This window comes from Sphingomonas edaphi, assembly GCF_003583725.1.
GTDB lineage: Bacteria > Pseudomonadota > Alphaproteobacteria > Sphingomonadales > Sphingomonadaceae > Sphingomicrobium > Sphingomicrobium edaphi.
On record NZ_QXTF01000001.1, the window covers coordinates 619,232 to 640,551 of the forward strand.

Consider the following 21,320-nt stretch of genomic DNA (forward strand, 5'->3'; position numbering starts at 1 on the left):
GATTGCTCGTCTAGCGACTTCGCGGGCTAGGCGAAAGCCGCTGCGTCATCGGGCTGCGCGCGTCGCGAGATCGGCTTCGACGGCCTGTGCAAGAGCAAGGACGAGCGGCGCGCGGCCCTCTTTGGTTAGTAACTTCGCCTCATCGTCCGCATTGCTGATGTACCCTGCCTCGACCAGCACGGCGGGAGTTTCGGCTCGGCGTAGGACATGGAAGGCGGCAAATTGATGCGGTCGGGGACGAAGCTCGACGCGTCCATCGGCGCGGCGAAGCAGACGTTCGGCCAGGCCCGCGGAATCCTCCATCTGCTCGCGCAGCGCGACGTCCGCCAGCAGCGCACGAACCGAGCCATCTGCTTCCGTCGACAAAGCCCCTCCCTCGACATTCTCCGCCTGCGCGAAGCGAGCGGCCTCGGCGCTGGAGGCGACGTCCGAAAGCGAGTAAACCGTGGCGCCTTTCGCTCGCGGGTTGGGCGCACTGTCCATATGAAGCGACAGGAATAGGGCGGCCTGCAAACGCCTTGCGATCAGCGCGCGCTCTTCCAGCGTCAGATAAATATCGCTTTCGCGAGTCAGCGCCACGCGCACGCGCCCCCGCTCCTCAAGAAGGTCGGCAAGCTCTCGGCTCATGGCCAAAGTCAATTGCTTCTCGAACGACGTGCCCGAGACTCCGCTAGCGCCGGGGTCCTTCCCGCCATGACCAGGGTCGATCAGCACGAGGGGACGCCCCGGAGTCCGGGCCTCGCGAACACGGACGTCAGCCAGCGCCTTGGGCAATTGAACCGTCAGCTCGCCTTGCCGCGCTTCCCCTGGAAGTGCGATGCCCGCAAGGGTACGCCCGCCTCGTTGCGAGCCGAGCGTCCAGGCAAGCGCCGCCGCGACGAGCAGCGCACCCGCGCCAATGGCCAACCCGGTCTTTCTTCGCCCGTCCATCGCGCGAAACTACGATGGGCCGGTCGCATCGCCAAGGCCCGCAGGCGCAACATTTGCAGTCGCTGGGCAGTTGCGGCCAAAGGGCCACGGTGCTAACCGATTTCGTCTTTCCCGGACTTTGGGAAGGATAGTTGCCGCGGCCTCTCGGATCCGCGGCCTTCAAGGTTGACGCTGCATGATGCCAAACGACGACACCTCCATGCTCCGCAAAGGGCATGGCCGCGCGTCGTTCGCGCCACGAATCGCGAGGCATCGCGCAGCAGAGGCAATTTCCGCACATCTTGCCGGACTGCTCGAAGCACCGGCCATCATCATGACGCGCCGCCGGCCCCATCGGGTCGCGCCCCGCGTCCGGAGAATTTTCAATGTCCATGCGCATGCTGATCGACGCGCGCCACCCGGAGGAGACCCGGGTCGCCGTCGCCAAGGGAAACCGGATCGAGGAATTTGATTTCGAATCCTCGGAGCACAAACAGCTCAAAGGCAATATCTACCTAGCCAAGGTCACCCGCGTCGAACCGTCGCTCCAGGCGGCATTCGTCGATTATGGCGGCAATCGGCACGGGTTCCTCGCGTTCAGCGAAATCCACCCCGACTATTACCAAATCCCCAAGGCGGATCGCGACGCACTGCTGGCCGAAGAGGCAGAGCATGCAGCCGAGGAAGAACGCCTTCGCGCCGCCGAATATGAAGCGGACGACGCCGAGGATGGCGACACCAGCGAGGACGCTGGCGAACCGTCGGGCGACTATGACGAAGCGCACGAAGTCGGCACGGGGTCGGCCCGTTCACCCGTGGACGAGAGTGCCGCCGAAGAGCTTCGCAAAAAGCGCCAGGCGCTTCGCCGCCGCTACAAGATTCAGGACGTCATCCAGCGCCGGCAGGTTCTGCTAGTCCAGGTCGTCAAGGAAGAGCGCGGCAACAAGGGCGCTGCGCTGACCACCTATCTCAGCCTCGCCGGTCGTTATTGCGTGCTGATGCCCAACACGTCTCACGGCGGCGGGATCAGTCGGAAGATTTCTAACGGCGCCGACCGCAAGCGGTTGAAGTCGATCATCTCCGACCTAAAGCTGCCCTCGACCATGGGCCTGATTGTCCGCACCGCGGGCCTGTCGCGCACCAAGACCGAGATAAAGCGCGACTTCGATTATCTTGCCCGCCTGTGGGACGAAATCCGTGAAAAAACGCTCGCAAGCTCTGCCCCTGCCCTGATCTATCGCGACAGCGACCTGATCAAGCGGGCGATCCGCGACCTTTATCATCGCGAGATCGACGAGGTGATCGTCGAGGGCGAGGACGGCTACAAGGCCGCGCGCGGCTTCATGAAGCTGCTGATGCCGAGCCATGTCCGCAAGGTCCAGCAATATGTCGACCCGACGCCGGTCTTCCAGCGCTATGGGGTCGAAGATCAGTTGACCGCAATGTATCAGCCGGTCGTGCAGCTGAAGTCGGGCGGCTATCTGGTTATCAACCCGACAGAGGCTCTTGTCAGCATCGACATCAACTCGGGCCGTTCGACGCGCGAACATAATATCGAGCAGACCGCGTTCGCGACCAACTTGGAAGCGGCGGCGGAAATCGCCCGCCAACTCCGCCTGCGCGACATGGCCGGCCTGGTCGTCATCGACTTTATCGACATGGAGCAGAACAGCCATGTCCGAAAGGTCGAGAAGGCGATGAAGGAAGCGCTGAAGAACGACCGCGCCCGAATTCAGGTTGGGCGGATTTCGGGATTTGGCCTGATGGAAATGAGCCGTCAGCGCCTTCGCACCGGCGTGCTCGAAGCGTCGACCAAGGCTTGCCCGCATTGCGAAGGCACCGGCCTGATGCGCACGGCATCGTCGTCCGGCCTCAGCGCACTTCGCATTATTGAAGACGAAGCAGCCCGCGGTCGCGGCGACCGCATCCTGCTGCGCGCAGGTCGCGAGGCTGCAATCTACGTCCTTAACAAGAAGCGCGCCGAGCTTGCGGAGATCGAGGAACGCTATGGCGTGACCGTCGAGATCATGATCGACGAAGCGTTTGAAGGCGCCCGGATGACGGTAGAAAGCTCTGGCGGCCGTCCAGTGATGAAGGAACGACCGGCATTGGCCCCGATCGTCGAGGAGGATGACGATCTTCCCGCGGAAATCGACGATGATGAGGAGGAAGAAGAAGCTGCTTCGTCCCGCGGTGAGCCTCGCGAAGACGATGAGGATCGCGGCAACCGTCGCCGCCGTCGCCGTCGTCGTGGTGGCCGAGGGCGCAACCGCCGCGAAGACGGCGCGGAGGATCTGTCTACGGAGGAAAGAGCCGTCGAGGAGAACGGCGAGATTTCTGAAGCAGGTGAAATTTCGGATTCTGATGGTGAGACCCACGATGGCGAGCGGTCACGTCCACGTCGCGGGCGTCGAGGCGGCCGTGGGCGCCGCGGACGCGGCAGCGCTGAGGGCGTCGAGACAGTAGCTGACGAGGCGCAGGTGGTTGAGGCCGATTCATCGCCGATGATCGAGACGCCAGCTTCCGAAGAAGAGCCGATCACTGCGTTGGAAGCCGACGTCCAAGAGAAGCCCAAGACCCGTCGCCGTCCGCGCGCCCGCAAGGGCGACGCAGTCGATGCAACGCCCGCGGTGGAGACACCAGCTCCAATTGAAGAGCCTGCGGAAGCGGTGGCGGAAGAGAAGCCCAAGCGCCGCTCGCGCGCGAAGAAGGCCGAAGATCAGCCCGCAGACGAAGCGGCTATCAAGACTGCGCCCAAAAGGGCGTCACGCTCGAAGACGAAAGATGCTCCGTCTGCACCGGAACCGGCCAACGTCGACAGCGCTCCGGCCCCTGTTGACGCCGCACCGGTCAATGACGAAACGTCCGAACCGCGGCGCGGATGGTGGCAGCGGACTTTCGGCTAAAGCGTGAACGAACCGTCGATGAAACCGGGCCGGACCACTTATGACGGGCCGGTTTTCATCGGCCGTTCATATGAGCAGTGGGACAGCCTGCCTATGACCGCCCGGCTTTCCCGCCTGGTCCGGCTTTTCATGCTTGGCCTTGCGCTGTTCTTCGCTGCCACCCGTCCGGCGATGGCGCAATCCCTGCTTCGCGACAGCGAAACTGAAAAGCTGTTCAAGGATATCAGCGATCCGCTAATCATCGCGGCCGGTCTCGACCCGAAGAGCGTCAAGGTCGTTCTGGTCAACGATCCAGAGATCAACGCCTTCGTTGCGCAGGGGCAGGTCGTTTACATTCACAGTGGGCTGCTGACCGCTTCGGACAATGTGAACCAGCTGCAGGGCGTCATCGCGCATGAGCTAGGCCATGTCGCGGGCGGGCACGCGATCCGGATTTACGACGGCGCCAACAAGGCGACGGTCATTACACTTTTGAGCCTTGTGCTGGGGGCAGCGGCCATCGCAGCCGGCGCCGGCGAGGCAGGACTAGGCATTCTTCAGGCCGGACAGCAAGCCGCGCTTGGGAGTTTCTTGGCCTTCACACGAGCGCAGGAATCCAGCGCGGACCTTGCCGGCGCTGCGTACCTTTCGAAGGCTGGAGTAACCGGCAAGGGCAGCCTCGAATTCTTCAAGAAACTTCAGAACCAAGAGTATCGCCTGGCGATCTACGCCAAGGATAGCTACGACCGCACTCACCCGCTCTCGAGCGAGCGGATTCAGTCCCTGACGGAGCTGTACAAAAAGGATGCTGCATGGAGCCGATCGGTCGATCCGGCCTTGGAAGCCCGGTTTCAGCGGGTCAAGGCGAAGCTTGTCGGATACGTTACGCCCAAGCAGGCGGTGACCCTATATCCCGAAAGCAACCAGAGCATCCCGGCGCACTATGCGAGAGCATACGCCTACCACTTGGGAGCGTATCCAGATAAGGCGGAGCACGAAGCCGATGCGTTGCTTTCCATATCGCCGGACGATCCATTTTTCCTTGAGCTTAAAGGCCAGATTCTGCTGGAAGGCGGCAAGCCGAACCAGGCGCTCGCGCCGCTTCGGAAGGCCGTCGCCAATGCGCCCGACATGCCGATGATAGCTGTCATGCTCGGCCACGCGCTGATTGCGTCGGAAGACCCGGCGAATTTCGCCGAAGCGAAGCAGGTCCTGAAAAATGCGGTTAACCGCGACAACGACAATCCCTTCGCCTGGTATCAGCTCGGCGTGATTTACGATCGCGAGGGCGACCTACCCCGGGCAGCACTTGCAACGGCCGAGCGGAATAACCTCGAAGGCAAGAATAAGCTGGCCTTGTCCAGCGCCCGCACGGCCATGGCCGGCCTGAAACCAGGAACGCCAGACTATCTACGCGCGCAGGATATTGCCATGGTGTCCGAAGAAGCGGTGAAGAAGGACAAGAAAAAAGGTGACCGAGAGCGGTAAGACGTCCTGGGGGGCGGCAATTGGAGGGGGGATCGTCGGTGCGGTCCTTACCGCTGCTGGACTGATGCTCGCCGGCCCATCGATGTTCGGTGAGAAGATCGTTCGAGACGCGCTAGTCGCTAACCCTGAAATCATCATGGAAGCGGGCGACTCCCTTCGCGACAAACAGTTCGCCCAGACCCTGGCGCCCATTCGGGCCAGCTTGGAAACGCCGTTCCATTCAAGCTGGAAAGGTGCGACCCAGCCAAAGGTCACCATGACCTATTTCTTCGACTACGCCTGCGGCTATTGCCGCCAGAGCAATCCCGACATCGAGCGGCTAATCGCCGAGAACAAGGACCTTCGCGTTATCTATCGCGAACTGCCGATCCTGGGGCCAGACAGCGTGGCAGCAGCGCGCGTCTCGCTGGCTGCTTCCAAGGCCGGCAAGTTCGCCGCCTATCACGACGCGCTCAACGCGGCCGGTCGACCAAGTCCAGAAACGATCGCGCAGGCTGCACGCGCCGCCGGCGTTCCCGCTCGCCCCGACAACGACCCGGCGCAGGAAGCGGAGCTCCGCGCGAACATGGGGCTAGCCAGCCAGCTCGGCGCAACGGGCACCCCGTTGTTCATCGTCGGCGACCGAGTGATCAACTCCGCGGTAGGCTACGAGGGGCTGAAGACCGCGATCGAGGCGGCGCGCAAAGGTTAATCCGCCCTGCCCTTGAAACCTTGGGCAATCACGTACCATTCGCTCGAGTCTTTGCGGCTGGCAGGCGGTTTGGCATGCTTCACCGCTGTGAAATGCCGCTTAAGCTCGGCAACGAGGTTATTGTCGGCCCCGCCGGCTAATACTTTGGCGACATAGGCCCCGCCGGGCCGAAGTATCTCTGTCGCGAACTCCAGCCCGGCCTCTACCAGAGCCATGGTCCGCAGGTGATCGGTTTGCGGATGCCCGACGGTGTTGGCCGCCATGTCCGACATGACTAGATCGGCTTCGTTCACGCCAAGAGCCGCACGAAGCTTCGCTGGAGCTGCCTCGTCCATAAAGTCCATCTGCAGGACGGCGACGCCGTCGAGCGGGTCAGTAGGCAAAAGGTCGATACCAGCGATCTTGGCGGAGGGCGACTTGCGGCGAACGACCTGGCTCCAGCCGCCCGGTGCGATGCCAAGGTCGACAACCGCCTTCACGCCCTTGAGCAGACCGAACCTCTCGTCGAGCTCGATCAGCTTGTAGGCTGCGCGGCTGCGATAGCCTTCGGCTTTCGCACGCTTCACGTAGGGATCGTTGAGTTGCCGCTCAAGCCAACGGGTCGAGCTGACCTTGCGCCCCTTGGCGGTCTTGAGGCGCTTCATAGCTGGTAGCCGTCGCGGGCCATCAGGGAGCGGAGGATGCCCTCGCGAATACCCCGGTCGGCAATGCCGAGGGTCTCGGCGGGCCAAATGTCGAGGATAGCCTCCAGAATGGCGCAGCCGGCGACGACCATGTCCGCGCGCTCCGCGCCGATACAGGGAAGACCGCAACGTTGATCCAAGTCCATTTCCGCGATCATCGAGGATATCCGGCGCATGTCGCCGACAGGGACGTGAAGTCCATCAACTATGCGTCGATCGTAAGTCGGCAGTGCGAGATGGACGCTGGCCAGCGTAGTCACCGTGCCGCTAGTGCCCAGCAGCCGGACATTCGACAGGTCGTCCGGCAACATTTCGACGAACCGTGCGAAGCTGCGCAGGACGCGTTCCCGCATACGCCCGTAAGCCGCGACCCGGTCCTTGCCCTCGATGGCGGCGCGGCCCTCGCTTTCTGTCAGCGAGACGACGCCCCACGGGGCTGACCACCAGGCGCGGATGCGCGGCGCGTGCTCGCCCTGCTCCACTAGGACCAATTCGGTCGAACCGCCACCGATATCGAAGATCAGCGCGGGGCCATCTCCCGGCTCCAGCAATTTATGACAGCCGAGCACCGCGAGCCGCGCTTCTTCCTGCGGTGCGATGATCTCAAGCGCGATCCCTGTTTCCCGCCGCACACGCTCGGCAAATTCGCGCCCGTTGGCAGCGCGCCGGCACGCCTCCGTCGCGACAGACCGCGCGAGTGTCACATGCCGACGCCGCAGCTTCTCGGCACACACAGCGAGAGCGTCGACTGATCGGTCCATCGCACCCTGAGTGAGCCTGCCGCTACTCGACAAGCCCTCCCCAAGCCGGACGATGCGAGAGAAGGCATCAAGAACGACAAACCCGCCATCATCGGGACGGGCAATTAATAGCCGGCAATTATTGGTACCAAGGTCCAGCGCGCCGTAAATATCGCGCTGATGCCCTCTGCGGAGCGGCGGTTTTCCGCCTGCCGGACCCACAAACCGGGGTGCCGGTGCACTGGCGACCTGCTGCGCCATCCTCACACGCCCATTCTATCCTTGCACCGCCCAAATGCCGGACGGCTGACTTGGCGCCAGACTAACCTGAACTAACCGACAGGCGCAACCGGCAGGATTGACCCCAAAATCGGGCACTATGCGTTGACAGAAACAGGCGGCCTTTCTATCTGCCCGCCCGGCGACTGATGTTGCCCGATCGTCTAATGGTAAGACTACGGACTCTGACTCCGTCAATCGTGGTTCGAATCCACGTCGGGCATCCAGCCTCCTCTCTCCTTGCGATCCTCGCTTGAACCGCTTCGCGGGCGCGCGCATGGTTATACGCCATGAAGATCATCGGCAGCTTTGTTAGTCCCTATGTTCGCAAGGTCCTTGCTTGCCTGGAGTTGAAAGGCATCGATTATGAAGTCGATCCAATCACTCCCTTCTTTGGCAATGAAGAATTCGCACGGTTGAGTCCGCTCCGGCGCATTCCGGTAATGATGGATGGCGACCTGACTCTGACCGATTCCACCGTCATCTGCGAATATCTGGATGAAACGCACCCCAGCCCGCCACTACTACCGGCCGATCCCAAGGAGCGCGCGCGGGCACGATGGCTGGACGAGTTTGCCGACACTCGGCTCGGTGACGTTTTCATTTGGGGTCTTTTCTACCCAAAGTTGGTTCATCCACGGGTTTGGGGAGAGCCCGGCGACGAAGCGCGGGTCGAAAGGTCGCTCACCATCGAAATTCCAACGGTACTCGATTATCTGGAAGGCCAGTTGGTCGGGGGCGAATTTCTATTCGAAACGATCGGATTGGCTGATATTTCCATCGCAAGCTTCTTCCGCAACGCGGCCTATGCGGGATTCACGGTCGATGCCGCCCAATGGCCGAAAACTGCGCAATATGTCGATTTCGCGCTGCACCAGCCAGTCTTCCGGAAATTGCTGAGGCTCGAACAAATCCAGTTAAGCACGTCTATAGCCGGACGTCGGCAGGCACTCGAAAAGGCCGGTGCCCGTCTCACCCCCGATACATTCGGGGAGAAAGAACCGCGCAGGGGAGTAATGCGGCTTTAGTGCTGCGTTCCGGCGATCCAATGTTCCAGCCGAGTCTTAAACGACCGTCGCGACGGAATGAAACCGGGTTGGGCCTCGGCCGCTACGCCTTCTGTTACATGGTCGTACAGCTGTAGGTTTACCGGCATTTTCGGGCGGAGCGCCTCACGGCCGCGCATCAGATCCTCGGCTGCCGCCAGGCTGCGATGGACGTCCTCGGCAGTGAACGGCTTCATCAGGCAGCCAAGCGCCAGGTCAGGCATCGGAAAGTCGGGCGCGCGACCGGTAATGAAGAAGCAGGGGATGTCGAAATCGCCCATCCGGACGGCAACGGAGAAACCGGTTGTACCACGGGCAAGCCGCAAGTCGACCAATGCCAGATCGGGCACATGTTCTTCCGCGGCAGCGACGGCGCTATCGAGATCGTCGGCGGTGGCAACCACGCGATACCGCGGATTGTCCTCGACTAAGTATTTCAGCGTCGTCGCCAGTTGCGTGTCGTCTTCGACGATCAGGATCTTCAGCACCGTCAGGCCTCCCCGCCTCCGGCCAAGGTAAATCCTTGCCTTGAAAAGGATTCTGCTTGAGCGAAAGGCAAACGCGAATCCCCCTTGAACAACGTTAACGCCGAGGTGAGGCCGCCATGCGGCGGGTCGATGGTTTAGCTGCGGTAAAAGATGTGAGCGCCGATCTTTTCGACCCTGCGCAGGTTGTTGCGCCAGCGAGGCGCGACATAATCGGCATGATACCAGAGCACGTCGCCGGGCAAGGCGGAGGTAATGTTTAGTGCAGCGATGCGGGCGATCGCCTGAGCTTTGCGCCACGCGTCAGATCCCGTGTCGATGGACGGGAAACGGCCGTTGCGCACGAAGCTGAACTGTGCCTTCTGCTTGACCACGCCGCACCACGTCGAGGGGTACTGGTTCGACCGCGCGCGATTGATCACCACGTTAGCGACGGCCAGCTGGCCCTGCAGGGATTCGCCCATGCTTTCAAAATAGACGGCGGTAGCGAGGCACTTTCCCTGCTCATCGAGTTCCGCGCCGGCGCTATGCGCCGCGACCAGGACGGAGAGCGGTAGGGCCGCCGTCACAGCCGAAGCGACCGGTGCAGCCCTCGCGGCAGCGGCGGAGGCGGTTACCGCCGGCCTGGCGGTCGCAACCGCCGCTGCCGCTGGTACCGCGCTGGTGGACGTGCCGGCAACCGCTTGCACGACCGGAAGGTTTTTGACCTGTTGCGCGAGGGCCTGGCCCGAACCGCCAACAGAAAGCAGCATAGCAGCTGCGAAGGCCGACGCAGTGCCGGCACCCCAAATCGTCTTCAATGCAAACTCTAAACCGTGCGGCCGGCCATCCGTCAGTCGCGGAGCGAAAGTTCACTCAGGCGATTGAGAAGAGCGCGTCCGTCTTGCCCTGGGATTTGCTAGCCCGATCTGCCGGGCGCCTCGCGAAATCCGCTCGCTCATGAAAATGCTGCAGTGCACATAAACGCTGTCGCGCATTTCACAACCGATTCAACGTTGAACGGAGCCGGCGGCGAGATGAACGACCGGAACAACATCATTTATCGCCGTTTTGCGACAAATTAGCCCTAATGCTTGCCAATCGGGCGGTGACGCGCTGTACGGAACAGAAATCCTGATCGGGAGCACAGATGGCGTATTGGTTGATGAAATCGGAACCCACGAAATATAGCTGGGATGACCTTGTTCGCGATGGATCGACCGAATGGGACGGTGTCCGCAACAACGCTGCTCGTCTTCATCTTCGCGCAATGAAACCGGGCGACGAGGCATTTTTCTATCACTCCATGGCCGACAAGGCGATCGTGGGGATCATGCGCATCGTGGGTCCGCAAATGCCGGACGGCGAGGACGGTAGTTGGGTCAAGCTGCCGGTGGAACCGGTCAATGCTCTGGGACGTCCGGTGACGCTGGCCGAGATCAGGGGAGATCCAAGATTGGCTAAGATGGAATTGTTGCGTCAGTCGCGCCTGTCGGTTGCACCGGTTCGGGACGATGAATGGCGCCGGGTGCTGGAACTGGCCGGCAACCGCCCCCCCAATCTTAACTTGATTTAACTTTCGCGAGCTAGGCGGTCAGTATATTCGTCCGTCCGCCGCCGGCGCTCGGCGACGGCTTGTCCCGTCCCTCATTCAACAAGGGAGGCGGCCATGCAAAACAAAGCAAGCACATTTTTAACGCCGCAGTCGTCGCACTTGCGACGATGAGCCCTATCTCGCCGGCGCTATCGCCGCCCGGATCGGGCTTTGTGCCGAACGCCGTGGTCCATCGTCATGAAGCCGGAAGGGTTCGTCGGACCCGCGTTCCGCCTGGACCGGCCGCAACCCAACAATAGCACCTTTTGAGCGGGAGAGGAGGGAAGCGGTTTAGGCCGCTTCCGCCTTCCTCGACTGACGCTTGCGCTCGTGCGGATCCAGATAACGCTTGCGGATGCGGATCACCTTCGGCGTAACCTCGACCAGTTCGTCATCCTGGATGTAGGCAATCGCCTGCTCCAGCGTCATGCGGCGCGGCGGCGTCAGGCGGATGCCTTCGTCCTTGCCGGATGCACGAAAGTTAGTCAGCTGCTTCGACTTCAGCGGGTTGACCTCAAGGTCCTGCGGCTTCGCATTTTCACCAATCACCATGCCTTCGTAAAGCATGTCGCCGGGCGCGATGAACAAGACCCCGCGTTCTTCCAGCATGTTGAGCGAATAGGCCACGGCGGCGCCCGTCTCCATGGATATCAGGGCGCCGTTCTGGCGGCCTTCAATCTTGCCCTTGTGAGGACCGTATTTTTCGAACAACCGATTCATGATCCCCGTGCCGCGCGTGTCGGACAGGAATTCGCCATGATAGCCGATCAGGCCGCGCGAAGGAGCGCTGAAGGTCAGGCGAGTCTTGCCGCCCCCCGACGGGCGCATGTCGGTCATCTCCGCCTTCCGCATCGCCATCTTGTCGATGACGGTGCCGGAAAATTCATCGTCGACGTCGATCACGACGGTTTCATATGGCTCCTCGCGGCCGTCCGGGCCGTCGCGGAAGAGGACACGCGGGCGGCTGATGCCCAGCTCGAACCCTTCGCGGCGTAGTGTTTCGATTACGACACCAAGCTGGAGTTCTCCGCGCCCAGCGACTTCGAATGCCTCGCCGCCCGGCGTTTCGGTCACGCGGATCGCGACATTGCCCTCTGCTTCACGCTCCAGCCGTTCGCGGATCACGCGGCTCTGCACCTTGTCGCCGTCCTTGCCGGCAAAGGGGCTGTCATTGACCGCGAAGGTCATGCTCAGCGTTGGCGGATCGATTTCGCGGGCATGAAGCGGTTCGGTAATCTGCGGCGTGCCGATGGTGTTCGACACCGTTGCCTTCATCAGGCCAGCGATTGCAACGATGTCACCGGCCTTGGCGGATGTCACCGGAACGCGTTCCAGCCCTTCAAAGGCAAACAGTTTGCTCACGCGGCCATCCTCGACGGTCTTGCCATTCACGTCGACCGCCCTGATCGGGTCATTGACGTTCAGCGTGCCGCTTTCGATGCGGCCGGTAAGGATGCGGCCGAGGAAATTGTCGCGATCGAGCAACGTCGCAAGCATCTTAAACTCGGCATCCGGGTCGAGGTTCGGCGCCGGGACATGGCTCACGATGGTCTCGAACAGCGGGGTCAGGTCGCCTTCGCGCACGTCGTCAGTGCGACCCGCATAGCCCGAACGGCCCGATGCATAGAGCGTCGGAAAGTCGAGTTGCTCGTCATTAGCGTCCAGGTTGAGGAACAGTTCGAAACATTCGTCCAGCACTTCGGCCGGACGCGCATCGGGGCGGTCGATTTTGTTGACGACCACGATGGGTTTGAGGCCCAGGCTGAGCGCCTTGCCGGTCACGAACTTGGTCTGCGGCATCGGGCCTTCGGCGCTGTCGACCAGGAGGATGACACCATCGACCATCGACAAAATGCGCTCGACTTCGGCGCCAAAATCGGCGTGGCCCGGCGTATCGACAATGTTGATATGCACTGTCTCGCCGCCGTCTTTAGGCGTCCATTCGACCGACGTGCACTTCGCGAGAATCGTGATTCCACGTTCCTTTTCCAGGTCATTCGAATCCATCGCGCGCTCTTCGACGCGCTGATTTTCGCGGAAGGTGCCCGATTGGCGGAAGAGCTGGTCGACGAGCGTGGTCTTGCCATGGTCGACGTGGGCGATGATCGCCACGTTGCGCAGGTTCATATCAATTTCCCGGGTAAGAGTTGGCGCGCCCCTAGCCGAATTGCTGCGTTGCGGCAATGGCATCGCTCCCGCTTTTCATACGTTTAGCCGCAGAAAGGAGAGCAGTGATGCCGAAAGGCGCGTACACAGCGAAGCAGGAACGCAAGGCCAACCACATCGCGGAAGGTTACCGCAACGAAGGTGTCAGCAAGAAGGAAGCGGAAAGCCGGGCCTGGGCCACCGTCAACAAGCAAGACAAGGGCGGCAAAAACGACGGCGCCGGACGAAGCCGGAGCCGGAGCGCCGCAGCTAAGAAAGGCTGGGAAACCCGTCGTCGCCGCGCCAATACCTAGCGCGGCAGCCGCTCAAGGATTTCAATCCCCCGCTCCAGCGCGCGCAGTTCGCTGCTCGCCAGCCTGCCCAAACGGGCTTCCAGCGAGCCATCGGCTGCGGGTGGCCGGTTAAGAAATTGACGACCCTCGTCGGTCAGCCGGAGGGCCAACCGACGCCGGTTATCAGGGTCAGCCTGCCTTTGGACTAGTCCCGCGCGCACAAGCGCATCGACGGCACGGCTCACGGCCGGTGCACCGCGACCGACATGAGCCGAGACTTGGTTGAGAGTGGCAGGCTCCGAGGCGCCGACCGCCGCCATTAGGTCGCGTTGCTGCCCCATCGCCTTGGCTGCTGCCGTGTCCCCCCCGAGTTGCTCGACAAGGCGTGCGAAGCGCGCCGCGATAGCGCCAGGTGTTGCGTTTCCCCACATGGATTTGAAGCTATCAAAGATTTCGCATTTAGCAAATTTGCCTATACGCAATCGTCATGAGTAACCGGCCGCGATTACCGCGCACCGTATGGATTCTAGGGATCGTCAGCCTGCTGATGGACCTATCGAGCGAGATCTACCACGCGCTTCTGCCGGCATTTCTGACGGTCACCTTGGGGTTGCCGGTGGTCGCCATGGGCGCAATTGACGGCATCGCGGAAGCCTCGGCGTCGATGTCCAAGCTGGTGTCGGGCCGGCTAAGTGACAAGCAACAGCGGCGCAAGCCTTGGATCCTCATCGGCTATGGGTTGGCAGCGCTGTCAAAGCCGCTGTTTCCATTGGCACAGGGAGCACTTCCCGTCATGGGCGCGCGCTTCATTGATCGGGTCGGAAAAGGAATAAGGGGCGCGCCACGCGATGCGATGATTGCCGACGAGACACCGCCCGCACTTCGAGGAGCCGCGTTCGGCCTGCGCCAGTCGCTCGATACCGTAGGGGGCTTCTTGGCTCCGCTGGTCGCCATCGGGCTGATGATCCTTTTCGCCGGGGACATTCGCGCGGTTTTCTGGATCGCGTCTATCCCGGCATTCTTGTCGTTCCTGTTCGCCTGGTTGATGCTCCGCGAGCCGCGGCGGCATGCCGACCGGAACGGCTCGGTTTCATGGGGCGGCTGGCGCAACCTCGATCGACAGGTGAGGCGGCTAATCGGGATTGGATTCCTGTTCGGCCTTGCGCGCTTCTCAGAAAGCTTCCTGATCCTGAGAGCGATGGATGCGGGACTGTCCGCTCAATGGTCTCCGCTCGCGCTGGCCTTGTTCAGCCTGTCCTTCATGCTCCTGGCATACCCTGCCGGTGCGCTAAGCGACTGCGTGGACCCGCGCTCTCTGCTGCTGGCAGGCATTGCCACGCTGGTTGCGGCCGACCTTTGGCTTGCCCAGGCAAGCACAATCGGCGCGGTCGCCTTCGGGATCGTTCTCTGGGGCGCACACATGGCGCTGACACAGGGAATTTTCGCCCGCATGATCGCGGACGTGGCACCTGAGGCCGAGCGAGCGACAAGCTTCGGTTCCTATTTCTTCGCCAGCGGTATCGCTACGCTGCTCGCCAGCATCTGCGCAGGATTATTATGGGACCGCGCTGGAGCGGCGGCGACCTTTAGCGCCGCAGCCGGGATCGCCGCTGTTGCTGGCGCGATGCTGTGGCAGTTGCCTGCTCGCCGCTAGGCGTCGCGGTTTGCCCGGAACGGCCACATGCGCCCGGCCACCGGTCCACGATCCACAAACTGGTTGTAGAGTGCAGCACCGACGTGAAGGACGATCAGCGCAAGGGTAATGAACACCAACGTTTCATGGACATCACCGAACTCGTTCTCGGGCGATATGCCGGGAATCGCCGGAACTTGTAGCCCAAGCTGCAACGGTACCCAGCCGTTTTCCGCGCGGCCGGAAACCGCCGCCAAGCCAGTCAGGGGCAAGGCCAACAGCAGAATGTAAAAAAGCCGGTGGTTCCAAACAGCGATGAACCGCTTCAGCTTGGGATAATCTGATGGATAAGGCGGCGGCGGGTTCATCAGGCGAACAGCGAGGCGCAACAGCGCAAACAGCAGGATCAACGCACCCCAGGTCTTGTGCCAGCCGAAAACAAAAGCGCGCTCCTCGGAGCCGCGAGGCAAGTCGTGGAAGGTGAAACCGATATAAACCTGCATGATGAGCAGGACGGCAGTGATCCAGTGGATCCACATCACGATCTTACGGTAGCGCACGGCTTGGGATCCGGTGCTCTCCTGAACCATATAGTCGCTCATGGCCGTCTCCTGCCGGTTGGGATTTCTTGCCCCCCAATGAAGCCAAACTTTACGCCGTTGCCAACTGCCTTCCGCAAATCAGCAATTGAGGGTCAAATCCCAGTCCGTGCGGCCGCCGCGGCAACCTGACAAGCGACAGGCGCCACCGGCCCTGCGTACTGCCGTCTGAGCGGCCTGCCGTCATCTGGTGGATCTGCGGCCCAACCGCATCGTCCGGGATTGCCAGGAGTCGTGCCAGCGCACTTTGCAAGAACCGGTTTTCGCGCGGATCGCGCGCGGCGACGGATATACCACGCAGCGTTAGCGGCCCGAATTCGTCCAGCATGGTCTCGCCGGCAGCCGTCATCGCGCAAAGGCCGCCGAACCGGTCCAGCACGAGCATCGGACCGCGGCGTTCGTCCCAGTTACTGACCAAAATCTCGCCAGCTTCTCCGTCTAGCGCAAGATGCACCCGGACGGCGCGCTGGGCGTGCTGGACGATGCGTTCGAACGCAAAGATCGCGGATGGATCACAAGGTCCTTCCAACTTGCCGCGCATGATGGCTAGGCCGAGGAAATGCTCCTGGTCGGCCATCAGTACCGACTGACAACCGAACAGCATGTCGAGGTCAGATACAACATCGTCGTAATTGGCCGTCATGGCGCCGCCTGCCTGCCGGCGATACGCGCGATAATGCTTGTCGTACTGGATCGTCATCGGTTGTGAGGACGATCCGACCCTCCAGTTGCAGGAGCCCCAGAGTGACGGATTCTCGAAATGACGAGTGGCGCGATCGGCCATTTTTCCCGTGAACAGGTTGAGTGGCAACAGCTTCGGGCCGCCGATCCCGACCAGATTCGCGGCCGAACCGCCGCATACCCATGCGGCGCGCTCCATCGCCGCCTGCCAACCGCCCTCCTCGAAGGGCGCATTGATCAGGGCAAGTTCGGCTTCCTTCAGTCGCGCTGGATTAAGCAGTCACTCGCTCCCATGCCGGGTCAGCGGGTAAACTTCTCGCCTTTCTCCGCCTTGTCCAGCAACAATTGACTAAAGCTGAAATCGCTGCCCATTTGGTCTCGCTGCGCCCGAAGCCCATCGACGATCTTCTGAAGACCTTCGGTGTCGGCCCAGAACATCGGGCCGCCACGATATACGGGCCAGCCATAGCCATAGACCCACACGACATCGATGTCGGACGCCCGCTGTGCCATGCCTTCCTCGAGGATCTTCGCACCTTCGTTCACCATCGTGTACAGCGTCCGCTGAATAATTTCCTCGTCGCTGATGTCGCGACGGGTCACACCCTGCTTGGCAGCGAAGTCGTCGATGATCTCCTGAACCCGCGGCGAAGGCGACGGGCGCCGCTTGTCATCATAGTCATAAAATCCGGCCTGCTTTTTCTGGCCCCAGCGTCCTTCGGCGGCGAGAGCGTCGCGGATGTTCTCGATACGGGTCGGATCGCGGTGCCAGCCAATATCGACGCCGGCAAGGTCGGCCATCTGGAACGGCCCCATCGGCATGCCGAATTCGACATGCACGCGGTCGATCTGTTCGGGGGTCGCTCCTTCGAGCAACAGCTTGGTTGCTTCCACCTGCCGGGGCATAAGCATCCGATTGCCGATGAATCCATGGCACACCCCGGCAACGACGGCGACCTTCTTGATCTTCTTGGCCAGTTGCATCGCGGTGACCAGCACGTCTGGCGCGGTTTTCGCACCGCGGACGACTTCCAGCAGCTTCATGATATTTGCCGGCGAGAAGAAGTGTAAGCCGACCACGTCCTGCGGACGGGACGTCACTGCGGCGATTTCGTCGATGTTGAGGTAGCTGGTGTTGGATGCCAGGATCGCACCGGGCTTCATCACCTTGTCGAGGCGGGTGAAAATCTCCTTTTTAACCTCCATCTGTTCGAACACCGCTTCGATGATCAGGTCGCAACCCGCCAGCGCGTCGAATTCCAGCGTGGGAGTGAGAAGGTCCATCGCCCGCTCGACCTGCTCGCCAGTCATACGGCCCTTGGACGCGGTTGCCTCGTAATTCCTGCGCATCACGCCAGTGCCGCGATCGAGCGCTTCCTGGTTCAACTCAAAAACGGTCACGGGAATACCCGCCGACAGGAAGTTCATAGAAATCCCCCCGCCCATCGTGCCGGCGCCGATCACACCTACCTTATTTATGGCGCGTGGCTTCGTATCGTCGGGGATGCCCTCGATCTTGGCAGCCTTGCGCTCGGCGAAGAAGAAATACTGTTGCGCCCGGCTCTGTACGCCACTCATCAAGCCCATAAAAAGGTTTCGTTCGTCGATAACGCCTTCGGCGTACGGCTTTGCGACGGCAGCCTCGACCGCCTTGATATTGGCTTCCGGCGCCTCAAAGCCACGAAACTTGCGGGCGTTGGTCTTGCGGAATTCGTCGAAAATAGCGGGATTGGCGCGAGCGTCAGCGAGCTTTTCGTCACGCTCCGACGACTTGGGTAGCGGGCGAACGTCGCGCACCTCTTCCGCGTAGGCAACGGCATGCTGCAACAGGTCGCCCTCAACGATCCGGTCGATAAGGCCCACATCGCAAGCGTCCCTGGCAGACACCATCGCACCCGAAGTCACCATTTCCAGCGCCTTCTGGACCCCGGCCACGCGCGGCAAGCGCTGCGTCCCGCCAGCGCCTGGCAGCAGGCCCAGCTTCACCTCCGGAACCCCAAGTTTCGCCTCCTTGACGGCAACGCGGTAGTGACAGCCAAGAGCGACTTCCAACCCGCCGCCGAGAGCCGTACCGTGGATCGCCGCGACGACCGGCTTTGAACAATTTTCGATCGTGTCCACCACGGTTGGCAGCCAGGGCATGACCGGCGGTTTGCCGAATTCGGTGATATCCGCCCCGGCAAAGAAGGTCTGTCCTTCGCAGCGAATGACAACTGCCTGCACGCCCTCATCACCATCCGCTTCCTCGATCGCGGCGACGAGCCCTTTGCGAACTGCCGCGCCGAGCGCATTGACCGGCGGATTGTTGGACGTGACGATCATCACATCGCCGTGACGGCTGGTCGAAATCGGGTTAATGGTGGGCGTATCGATTACGTCAGTCATATCGCGGTCCGTCCATAGGTCTGGCTGTTAACAGGGTGGCTCGACGACAGGCCGCCATCGACCACCAAAGCGTGTCCGTTCACATAGCTTGATTCATCGGAAGCGAGGAACAGCGCAGCTGCTGCAATCTCGCCCGGCTCGCCGCCGCGTTTCAGCGGGTTGAGATGACCCAACCGGCCTTCCTGTCCTTTCGCTCGTGCGCGCTCGTAAACGAACTCGGTCATGCCCGTTTCGATGAGACCTGGGCAAATGGCATTGACTCGCACGTTCGAGCCGGTGAGTTGCTGCGCCGCGGTCTTCACCAGGCTGATCACGCCAGCTTTCGACGCCGAATAGGCGGGGCCGCCTGCGCCGGATCGAAGACCGGCGACAGACGCCGTCGCGATTATCGAGCCGCCTCCGCGCTCCTTCATCAGCGGGGCGGCGTGCTTGATCGCCAGGAAGGGGCCGATCAGGTTAACCCGCAAGATTTCATTCCAGTCGGCGACTGTCTGGTCGAAGATCGACGCGAGACCGCCGGACACGCCGGCATTGGCGAAGAAGATATCGAGGCCACCATATTGATCAGCGACTTGCTCAACCAGGGACGCAATCGAATCGTCGCTGCCGGCATCGCAGTCGACATCTGCACCGACGATGTCGGCGCCCACAACCAACGCGCCTTCGCCTCGGAAAAGCTCAACCGTCGCCTTGCCGATGCCTGACCCCGCACCGGTGACGATCGCAATCTTGCCGGACAAGCGGCTCATCAGAGCCCAACCCCGATCGTACTGCCCCCGTCGACAATCATCGTCTGGCCGGTCATGAAGGTTGATGCAGGTGACGCCAAGTAGACGGCAGCACCGGCAATCTCGTGCGGTTCCCCGATCCGGCGCAGCGGCGTGCCCCGCGTTACCGCTTTCAGCGTGTCGGGATTCTCCCACAGCGCCTTGGCAAAATCCGTCTTTACTAGCCCAGGGGCAATGCAGTTCACCCGAACTCCCTTGGGACCGAACTCGGCGGCAAGGTTGCGCGCTAGCTGGAAATCGGCGGCTTTCGATACGTTGTAAGCACCAATCGTCGTCGAACTGGTGAGTCCGCCGATCGAACTAACGATGATGATCGAGCCCTCGTGCCGTTTCAGCATTTCGGGAGCGACCATTTGGATCAGCCAATGGTTGGACAGGACATTATTGTCGAAAATCTTACGGAACTGGTCGTCCGAGATTCCCCCCATCGGCCCGTAATAAGGGTTGGAGGCGGCGTTACAGCAAAGAATATCGATCTGTCCGAAATGCTGGCGGGCCGTATCGGCAAGATTCTGAAGGGCCTCCTTGTCCGAGATGTTCGCGGCCACCGCGATGGCCGTGCCGTCCCCGTGCTGCGCGTTGATGGCATGCGCAACTTCGTCGCAGGCGTCCTGTTTCCGGCTCGAAATCACGACCTTCGCGCCATGTTCGGCGAGCGCAGCCGCGATGGCGAGGCCAATGCCCCGCGAGGAGCCGGTAACGATGGCCACCTTCCCGGTGAGGTCAAACAGCCGCGGGATCATTCCGCCGCCCCGGCGTGTTTGGCGAACTCCATCAGGGCAATCGACCGATTGTGCACCTCGTCCGGCCCGTCGGCGAGACGCAGGGTACGGATGCCGGCCCAGCTGTGCGCCAACGGCGTGTCCTGGCTGACCCCGGCCCCACCATGCGCCTGGATCGCGTCGTCGATGACCTTAAGCGCCATGCGCGGCGCTTTGACCTTGATCATTGCAATTTCGGCCTTGGCGGCCTTGTTGCCGGCCTTATCCATGCGGTCCGCAGCGAGCAGGCAAAGAAGGCGCGTAGAGTCGATCTCAATCCGCGCCTCGGCGACACGCTGTTCCCAGATGCTGTGGTCGGAAAGCCGCTTGCCGAAGGCCGTCCGTGATTGAAGCCGCCTCGCCATCATTGCCAGTGCCTCTTCGGCCGCACCTATTGTTCGCATACAGTGGTGAATTCGGCCCGGCCCGAGGCGGCCCTGCGCAATCTCGAAGCCCCTTCCCTCGCCGAGTAGCAGATTCGATGCCGGAACCCGGACGTCTTTGAGCTCAATCTCCATGTGGCCATGCGGCGCGTCGTCATAGCCATACACGCTGAGGAAGCGTTCAACGGTGATTCCCGGCGCGTTCATGGGCACCAGGATCATGGATTGCTGCTGATGCTTGCGCGCTTCCATGTCGGTTTTGCCCATCAGGATCGCGACCTTGCAGCGGGGATCGCCAGCGCCGCTCGACCACCATTTCTGGCCATTAATGACATAATCATCGCCGTCGCGATCGATCCGGCATTCGATGTTGGTCGCATCCGACGACGCCACGCCCCGCTCGGTCATCAGAAAAGCTGAACGGATCTCCCCACGCATCAGGGGCCCTAACCACTGATCCTTCTGCTCCCGGGTGCCGTAGCGATGCAGCACCTCCATGTTGCCGGTGTCGGGTGCGGAACAGTTGAACAGTTCCGCCGACCAGAGGAGCCGGCCCATTTCTTCCGCGCACAGCGCATATTCAAGGTTGGTGAGTTGCTCGCCCTCGAACTCGAATGTCTCGTCGACATGGGCGAGGGCACTGCCCGGCGGCATAAATAGGTTCCACAAGCCCGCGGCCCTCGCCTTTGGCTTCAGATCCTCGATCAGTTGAATCGGCTGCCACCGATCCCCGGCATCGACCTGTTTTTTGTAATCGCCGACTCGTGGCCTGACGTTCGCGTCGATGAACTCGCGAACCCGGTCGCGGAAAAAAGACTGGCGTTCCGTAAGGTCAAAATCCACCGGCAAAGCTCCCGCTTGCGCAAGCCATAA

Annotated in this window: 20 protein-coding genes and 1 tRNA gene; 8 read left to right on the top strand and 13 right to left on the bottom strand. The window is 61.7% G+C overall.

The features are described 5' to 3' along the window. Nucleotides 1–45 precede the first annotated feature (45 nt). Nucleotides 46–930, bottom strand: coding sequence for an N-acetylmuramoyl-L-alanine amidase family protein (locus tag D3M59_RS03180; RefSeq protein ID WP_119531517.1), 885 nt, complete (start codon nt 928–930; stop codon nt 46–48). A gap of 365 nt (nt 931–1,295) precedes the next feature. Here D3M59_RS03180 and D3M59_RS03185 point away from each other — a divergent pair, with 365 nt between their 5' ends. From D3M59_RS03185 to D3M59_RS03195, 3 genes are all read left to right on the top strand, one after another. After that, nucleotides 1,296–3,815, top strand: coding sequence for an Rne/Rng family ribonuclease (locus tag D3M59_RS03185; RefSeq protein WP_119531519.1), 2,520 nt, complete (start codon nt 1,296–1,298; stop codon nt 3,813–3,815). 93 nt (nt 3,816–3,908) lie between these two features. Then, the gene (locus D3M59_RS03190) at nt 3,909–5,282 is read left to right on the top strand and encodes a M48 family metalloprotease (RefSeq protein WP_119532844.1); all 1,374 of its coding nucleotides are present in this window, start codon (nt 3,909–3,911) and stop codon (nt 5,280–5,282) included. Then, nucleotides 5,266–5,973 (top strand): DsbA family protein, encoded by a 708-nt coding sequence (locus tag D3M59_RS03195; RefSeq protein WP_119531521.1) that lies wholly within the window; start codon nt 5,266–5,268, stop codon nt 5,971–5,973. The genes D3M59_RS03190 and D3M59_RS03195 overlap by 17 nt, the downstream gene beginning before the upstream one ends. On the opposite strand, the gene D3M59_RS03200 is transcribed toward D3M59_RS03195, so the two are convergent. Together D3M59_RS03200 and D3M59_RS03205 are read right to left on the bottom strand one after the other, a co-directional pair. Further along, nucleotides 5,970–6,617: an RlmE family RNA methyltransferase gene (locus tag D3M59_RS03200; RefSeq protein ID WP_119531523.1), complete on the bottom strand. Its 648-nt coding sequence runs from the start codon at nt 6,615–6,617 to the stop codon at nt 5,970–5,972. The two genes, D3M59_RS03195 and D3M59_RS03200, sit on opposite strands and share 4 nt — an antisense overlap. Further along, nucleotides 6,614–7,657 carry a Ppx/GppA phosphatase family protein gene (locus D3M59_RS03205; RefSeq protein WP_119531525.1) on the bottom strand — a complete coding sequence of 348 codons (1,044 nt, stop codon included), beginning with the start codon at nt 7,655–7,657 and terminating at the stop codon, nt 6,614–6,616. Before D3M59_RS03205 ends, D3M59_RS03200 begins: the two co-directional genes overlap by 4 nt. A gap of 171 nt (nt 7,658–7,828) precedes the next feature. On the opposite strand from D3M59_RS03205, the gene D3M59_RS03210 reads away from it, so the two are divergent. Both D3M59_RS03210 and D3M59_RS03215 read left to right on the top strand, forming a co-directional pair. Continuing rightward, nucleotides 7,829–7,902 (top strand) — tRNA-Gln (locus D3M59_RS03210). Between the two features lie 63 nt (nt 7,903–7,965). Next, nucleotides 7,966–8,703, top strand: coding sequence for a glutathione S-transferase family protein (locus D3M59_RS03215; RefSeq protein WP_119531527.1), 738 nt, complete (start codon nt 7,966–7,968; stop codon nt 8,701–8,703). Here the strand turns inward: D3M59_RS03215 and D3M59_RS12035 are convergent. Both D3M59_RS12035 and D3M59_RS03225 read right to left on the bottom strand, forming a co-directional pair. Further along, the gene (locus D3M59_RS12035; protein WP_158581935.1) at nt 8,700–9,209 is read right to left on the bottom strand and encodes a response regulator; all 510 of its coding nucleotides are present in this window, start codon (nt 9,207–9,209) and stop codon (nt 8,700–8,702) included. The genes D3M59_RS03215 and D3M59_RS12035 overlap by 4 nt on opposite strands. A gap of 134 nt (nt 9,210–9,343) precedes the next feature. Beyond that, nucleotides 9,344–10,006 (bottom strand): cell wall hydrolase, encoded by a 663-nt coding sequence (locus D3M59_RS03225; protein WP_119531531.1) that lies wholly within the window; start codon nt 10,004–10,006, stop codon nt 9,344–9,346. A 329-nt stretch (nt 10,007–10,335) separates the two neighbouring features. Between D3M59_RS03225 and D3M59_RS03230 the strand changes: the two genes are divergently transcribed. Beyond that, nucleotides 10,336–10,761: an EVE domain-containing protein gene (locus D3M59_RS03230; RefSeq protein ID WP_119531533.1), complete on the top strand. Its 426-nt coding sequence runs from the start codon at nt 10,336–10,338 to the stop codon at nt 10,759–10,761. A gap of 309 nt (nt 10,762–11,070) precedes the next feature. On the opposite strand, the gene typA is transcribed toward D3M59_RS03230, so the two are convergent. Further along, nucleotides 11,071–12,906, bottom strand: coding sequence for a translational GTPase TypA (typA, locus tag D3M59_RS03235; protein ID WP_119531535.1), 1,836 nt, complete (start codon nt 12,904–12,906; stop codon nt 11,071–11,073). A gap of 107 nt (nt 12,907–13,013) precedes the next feature. On the opposite strand from typA, the gene D3M59_RS03240 reads away from it, so the two are divergent. After that, a complete protein-coding gene (locus D3M59_RS03240) occupies nt 13,014–13,238 on the top strand; it encodes a plasmid stabilization protein (RefSeq protein ID WP_119531537.1) in 225 nt (74 codons plus the stop codon). Here the strand turns inward: D3M59_RS03240 and D3M59_RS03245 are convergent. Further along, on the bottom strand, nt 13,235–13,648 hold the full coding sequence (locus D3M59_RS03245; protein WP_119531539.1) for a MarR family winged helix-turn-helix transcriptional regulator: 414 nt from the start codon (nt 13,646–13,648) through the stop codon (nt 13,235–13,237). The genes D3M59_RS03240 and D3M59_RS03245 overlap by 4 nt on opposite strands. 56 nt (nt 13,649–13,704) lie before the next feature. Between D3M59_RS03245 and D3M59_RS03250 the strand changes: the two genes are divergently transcribed. Continuing rightward, a complete protein-coding gene (locus D3M59_RS03250; protein ID WP_119531541.1) occupies nt 13,705–14,871 on the top strand; it encodes an MFS transporter in 1,167 nt (388 codons plus the stop codon). Here the strand turns inward: D3M59_RS03250 and D3M59_RS03255 are convergent. The 6 genes from D3M59_RS03255 to D3M59_RS03280 all read right to left on the bottom strand — a co-directional run bounded on the left by D3M59_RS03255 (nt 14,868) and on the right by D3M59_RS03280 (nt 21,290). Next, nucleotides 14,868–15,452 carry a cytochrome b gene (locus D3M59_RS03255; protein WP_119531543.1) on the bottom strand — a complete coding sequence of 195 codons (585 nt, stop codon included), beginning with the start codon at nt 15,450–15,452 and terminating at the stop codon, nt 14,868–14,870. The two genes, D3M59_RS03250 and D3M59_RS03255, sit on opposite strands and share 4 nt — an antisense overlap. A 49-nt stretch (nt 15,453–15,501) precedes the next feature. Further along, entirely contained in the window at nt 15,502–16,329 is an 828-nt protein-coding gene (locus tag D3M59_RS03260; protein ID WP_119531545.1) for a hypothetical protein, read from the bottom strand. A 101-nt stretch (nt 16,330–16,430) separates the two neighbouring features. Next, entirely contained in the window at nt 16,431–18,515 is a 2,085-nt protein-coding gene (locus D3M59_RS03265; RefSeq protein ID WP_119531547.1) for a 3-hydroxyacyl-CoA dehydrogenase NAD-binding domain-containing protein, read from the bottom strand. Further along, nucleotides 18,512–19,264, bottom strand: coding sequence for an SDR family NAD(P)-dependent oxidoreductase (locus D3M59_RS03270; protein ID WP_119531549.1), 753 nt, complete (start codon nt 19,262–19,264; stop codon nt 18,512–18,514). Before D3M59_RS03270 ends, D3M59_RS03265 begins: the two co-directional genes overlap by 4 nt. Beyond that, nucleotides 19,264–20,046 carry an SDR family oxidoreductase gene (locus tag D3M59_RS03275; RefSeq protein WP_119531551.1) on the bottom strand — a complete coding sequence of 261 codons (783 nt, stop codon included), beginning with the start codon at nt 20,044–20,046 and terminating at the stop codon, nt 19,264–19,266. Before D3M59_RS03275 ends, D3M59_RS03270 begins: the two co-directional genes overlap by 1 nt. Then, on the bottom strand, nt 20,043–21,290 hold the full coding sequence (locus tag D3M59_RS03280) for an acyl-CoA dehydrogenase family protein (protein ID WP_119531553.1): 1,248 nt from the start codon (nt 21,288–21,290) through the stop codon (nt 20,043–20,045). Before D3M59_RS03280 ends, D3M59_RS03275 begins: the two co-directional genes overlap by 4 nt. Nucleotides 21,291–21,320: the final 30 nt, after the last annotated feature.

What these genes read in the sequence shown, in the direction of transcription:
- D3M59_RS03180 (WP_119531517.1), bottom strand. Translation starts at nt 930, where the DNA reads ATGGACGGGCGAAGAAAGACCGGGTTGGCCATTGGCGCGGGTGCGCTG.
- D3M59_RS03185 (WP_119531519.1), top strand. Translation starts at nt 1,296, where the DNA reads ATGTCCATGCGCATGCTGATCGACGCGCGCCACCCGGAGGAGACCCGG.
- D3M59_RS03190 (WP_119532844.1), top strand. Translation starts at nt 3,909, where the DNA reads ATGACCGCCCGGCTTTCCCGCCTGGTCCGGCTTTTCATGCTTGGCCTT.
- D3M59_RS03200 (WP_119531523.1), bottom strand. Translation starts at nt 6,617, where the DNA reads ATGAAGCGCCTCAAGACCGCCAAGGGGCGCAAGGTCAGCTCGACCCGT.
- D3M59_RS03205 (WP_119531525.1), bottom strand. Translation starts at nt 7,657, where the DNA reads ATGGCGCAGCAGGTCGCCAGTGCACCGGCACCCCGGTTTGTGGGTCCG.
- D3M59_RS03215 (WP_119531527.1), top strand. Translation starts at nt 7,966, where the DNA reads ATGAAGATCATCGGCAGCTTTGTTAGTCCCTATGTTCGCAAGGTCCTT.
- D3M59_RS03230 (WP_119531533.1), top strand. Translation starts at nt 10,336, where the DNA reads ATGGCGTATTGGTTGATGAAATCGGAACCCACGAAATATAGCTGGGAT.
- typA (WP_119531535.1), bottom strand. Translation starts at nt 12,906, where the DNA reads ATGAACCTGCGCAACGTGGCGATCATCGCCCACGTCGACCATGGCAAG.
- D3M59_RS03240 (WP_119531537.1), top strand. Translation starts at nt 13,014, where the DNA reads ATGCCGAAAGGCGCGTACACAGCGAAGCAGGAACGCAAGGCCAACCAC.
- D3M59_RS03245 (WP_119531539.1), bottom strand. Translation starts at nt 13,648, where the DNA reads ATGTGGGGAAACGCAACACCTGGCGCTATCGCGGCGCGCTTCGCACGC.
- D3M59_RS03250 (WP_119531541.1), top strand. Translation starts at nt 13,705, where the DNA reads ATGAGTAACCGGCCGCGATTACCGCGCACCGTATGGATTCTAGGGATC.
- D3M59_RS03255 (WP_119531543.1), bottom strand. Translation starts at nt 15,452, where the DNA reads ATGAGCGACTATATGGTTCAGGAGAGCACCGGATCCCAAGCCGTGCGC.
- D3M59_RS03260 (WP_119531545.1), bottom strand. Translation starts at nt 16,329, where the DNA reads ATGGAGCGCGCCGCATGGGTATGCGGCGGTTCGGCCGCGAATCTGGTC.
- D3M59_RS03265 (WP_119531547.1), bottom strand. Translation starts at nt 18,515, where the DNA reads ATGACTGACGTAATCGATACGCCCACCATTAACCCGATTTCGACCAGC.
- D3M59_RS03270 (WP_119531549.1), bottom strand. Translation starts at nt 19,264, where the DNA reads ATGAGCCGCTTGTCCGGCAAGATTGCGATCGTCACCGGTGCGGGGTCA.
- D3M59_RS03275 (WP_119531551.1), bottom strand. Translation starts at nt 20,046, where the DNA reads ATGATCCCGCGGCTGTTTGACCTCACCGGGAAGGTGGCCATCGTTACC.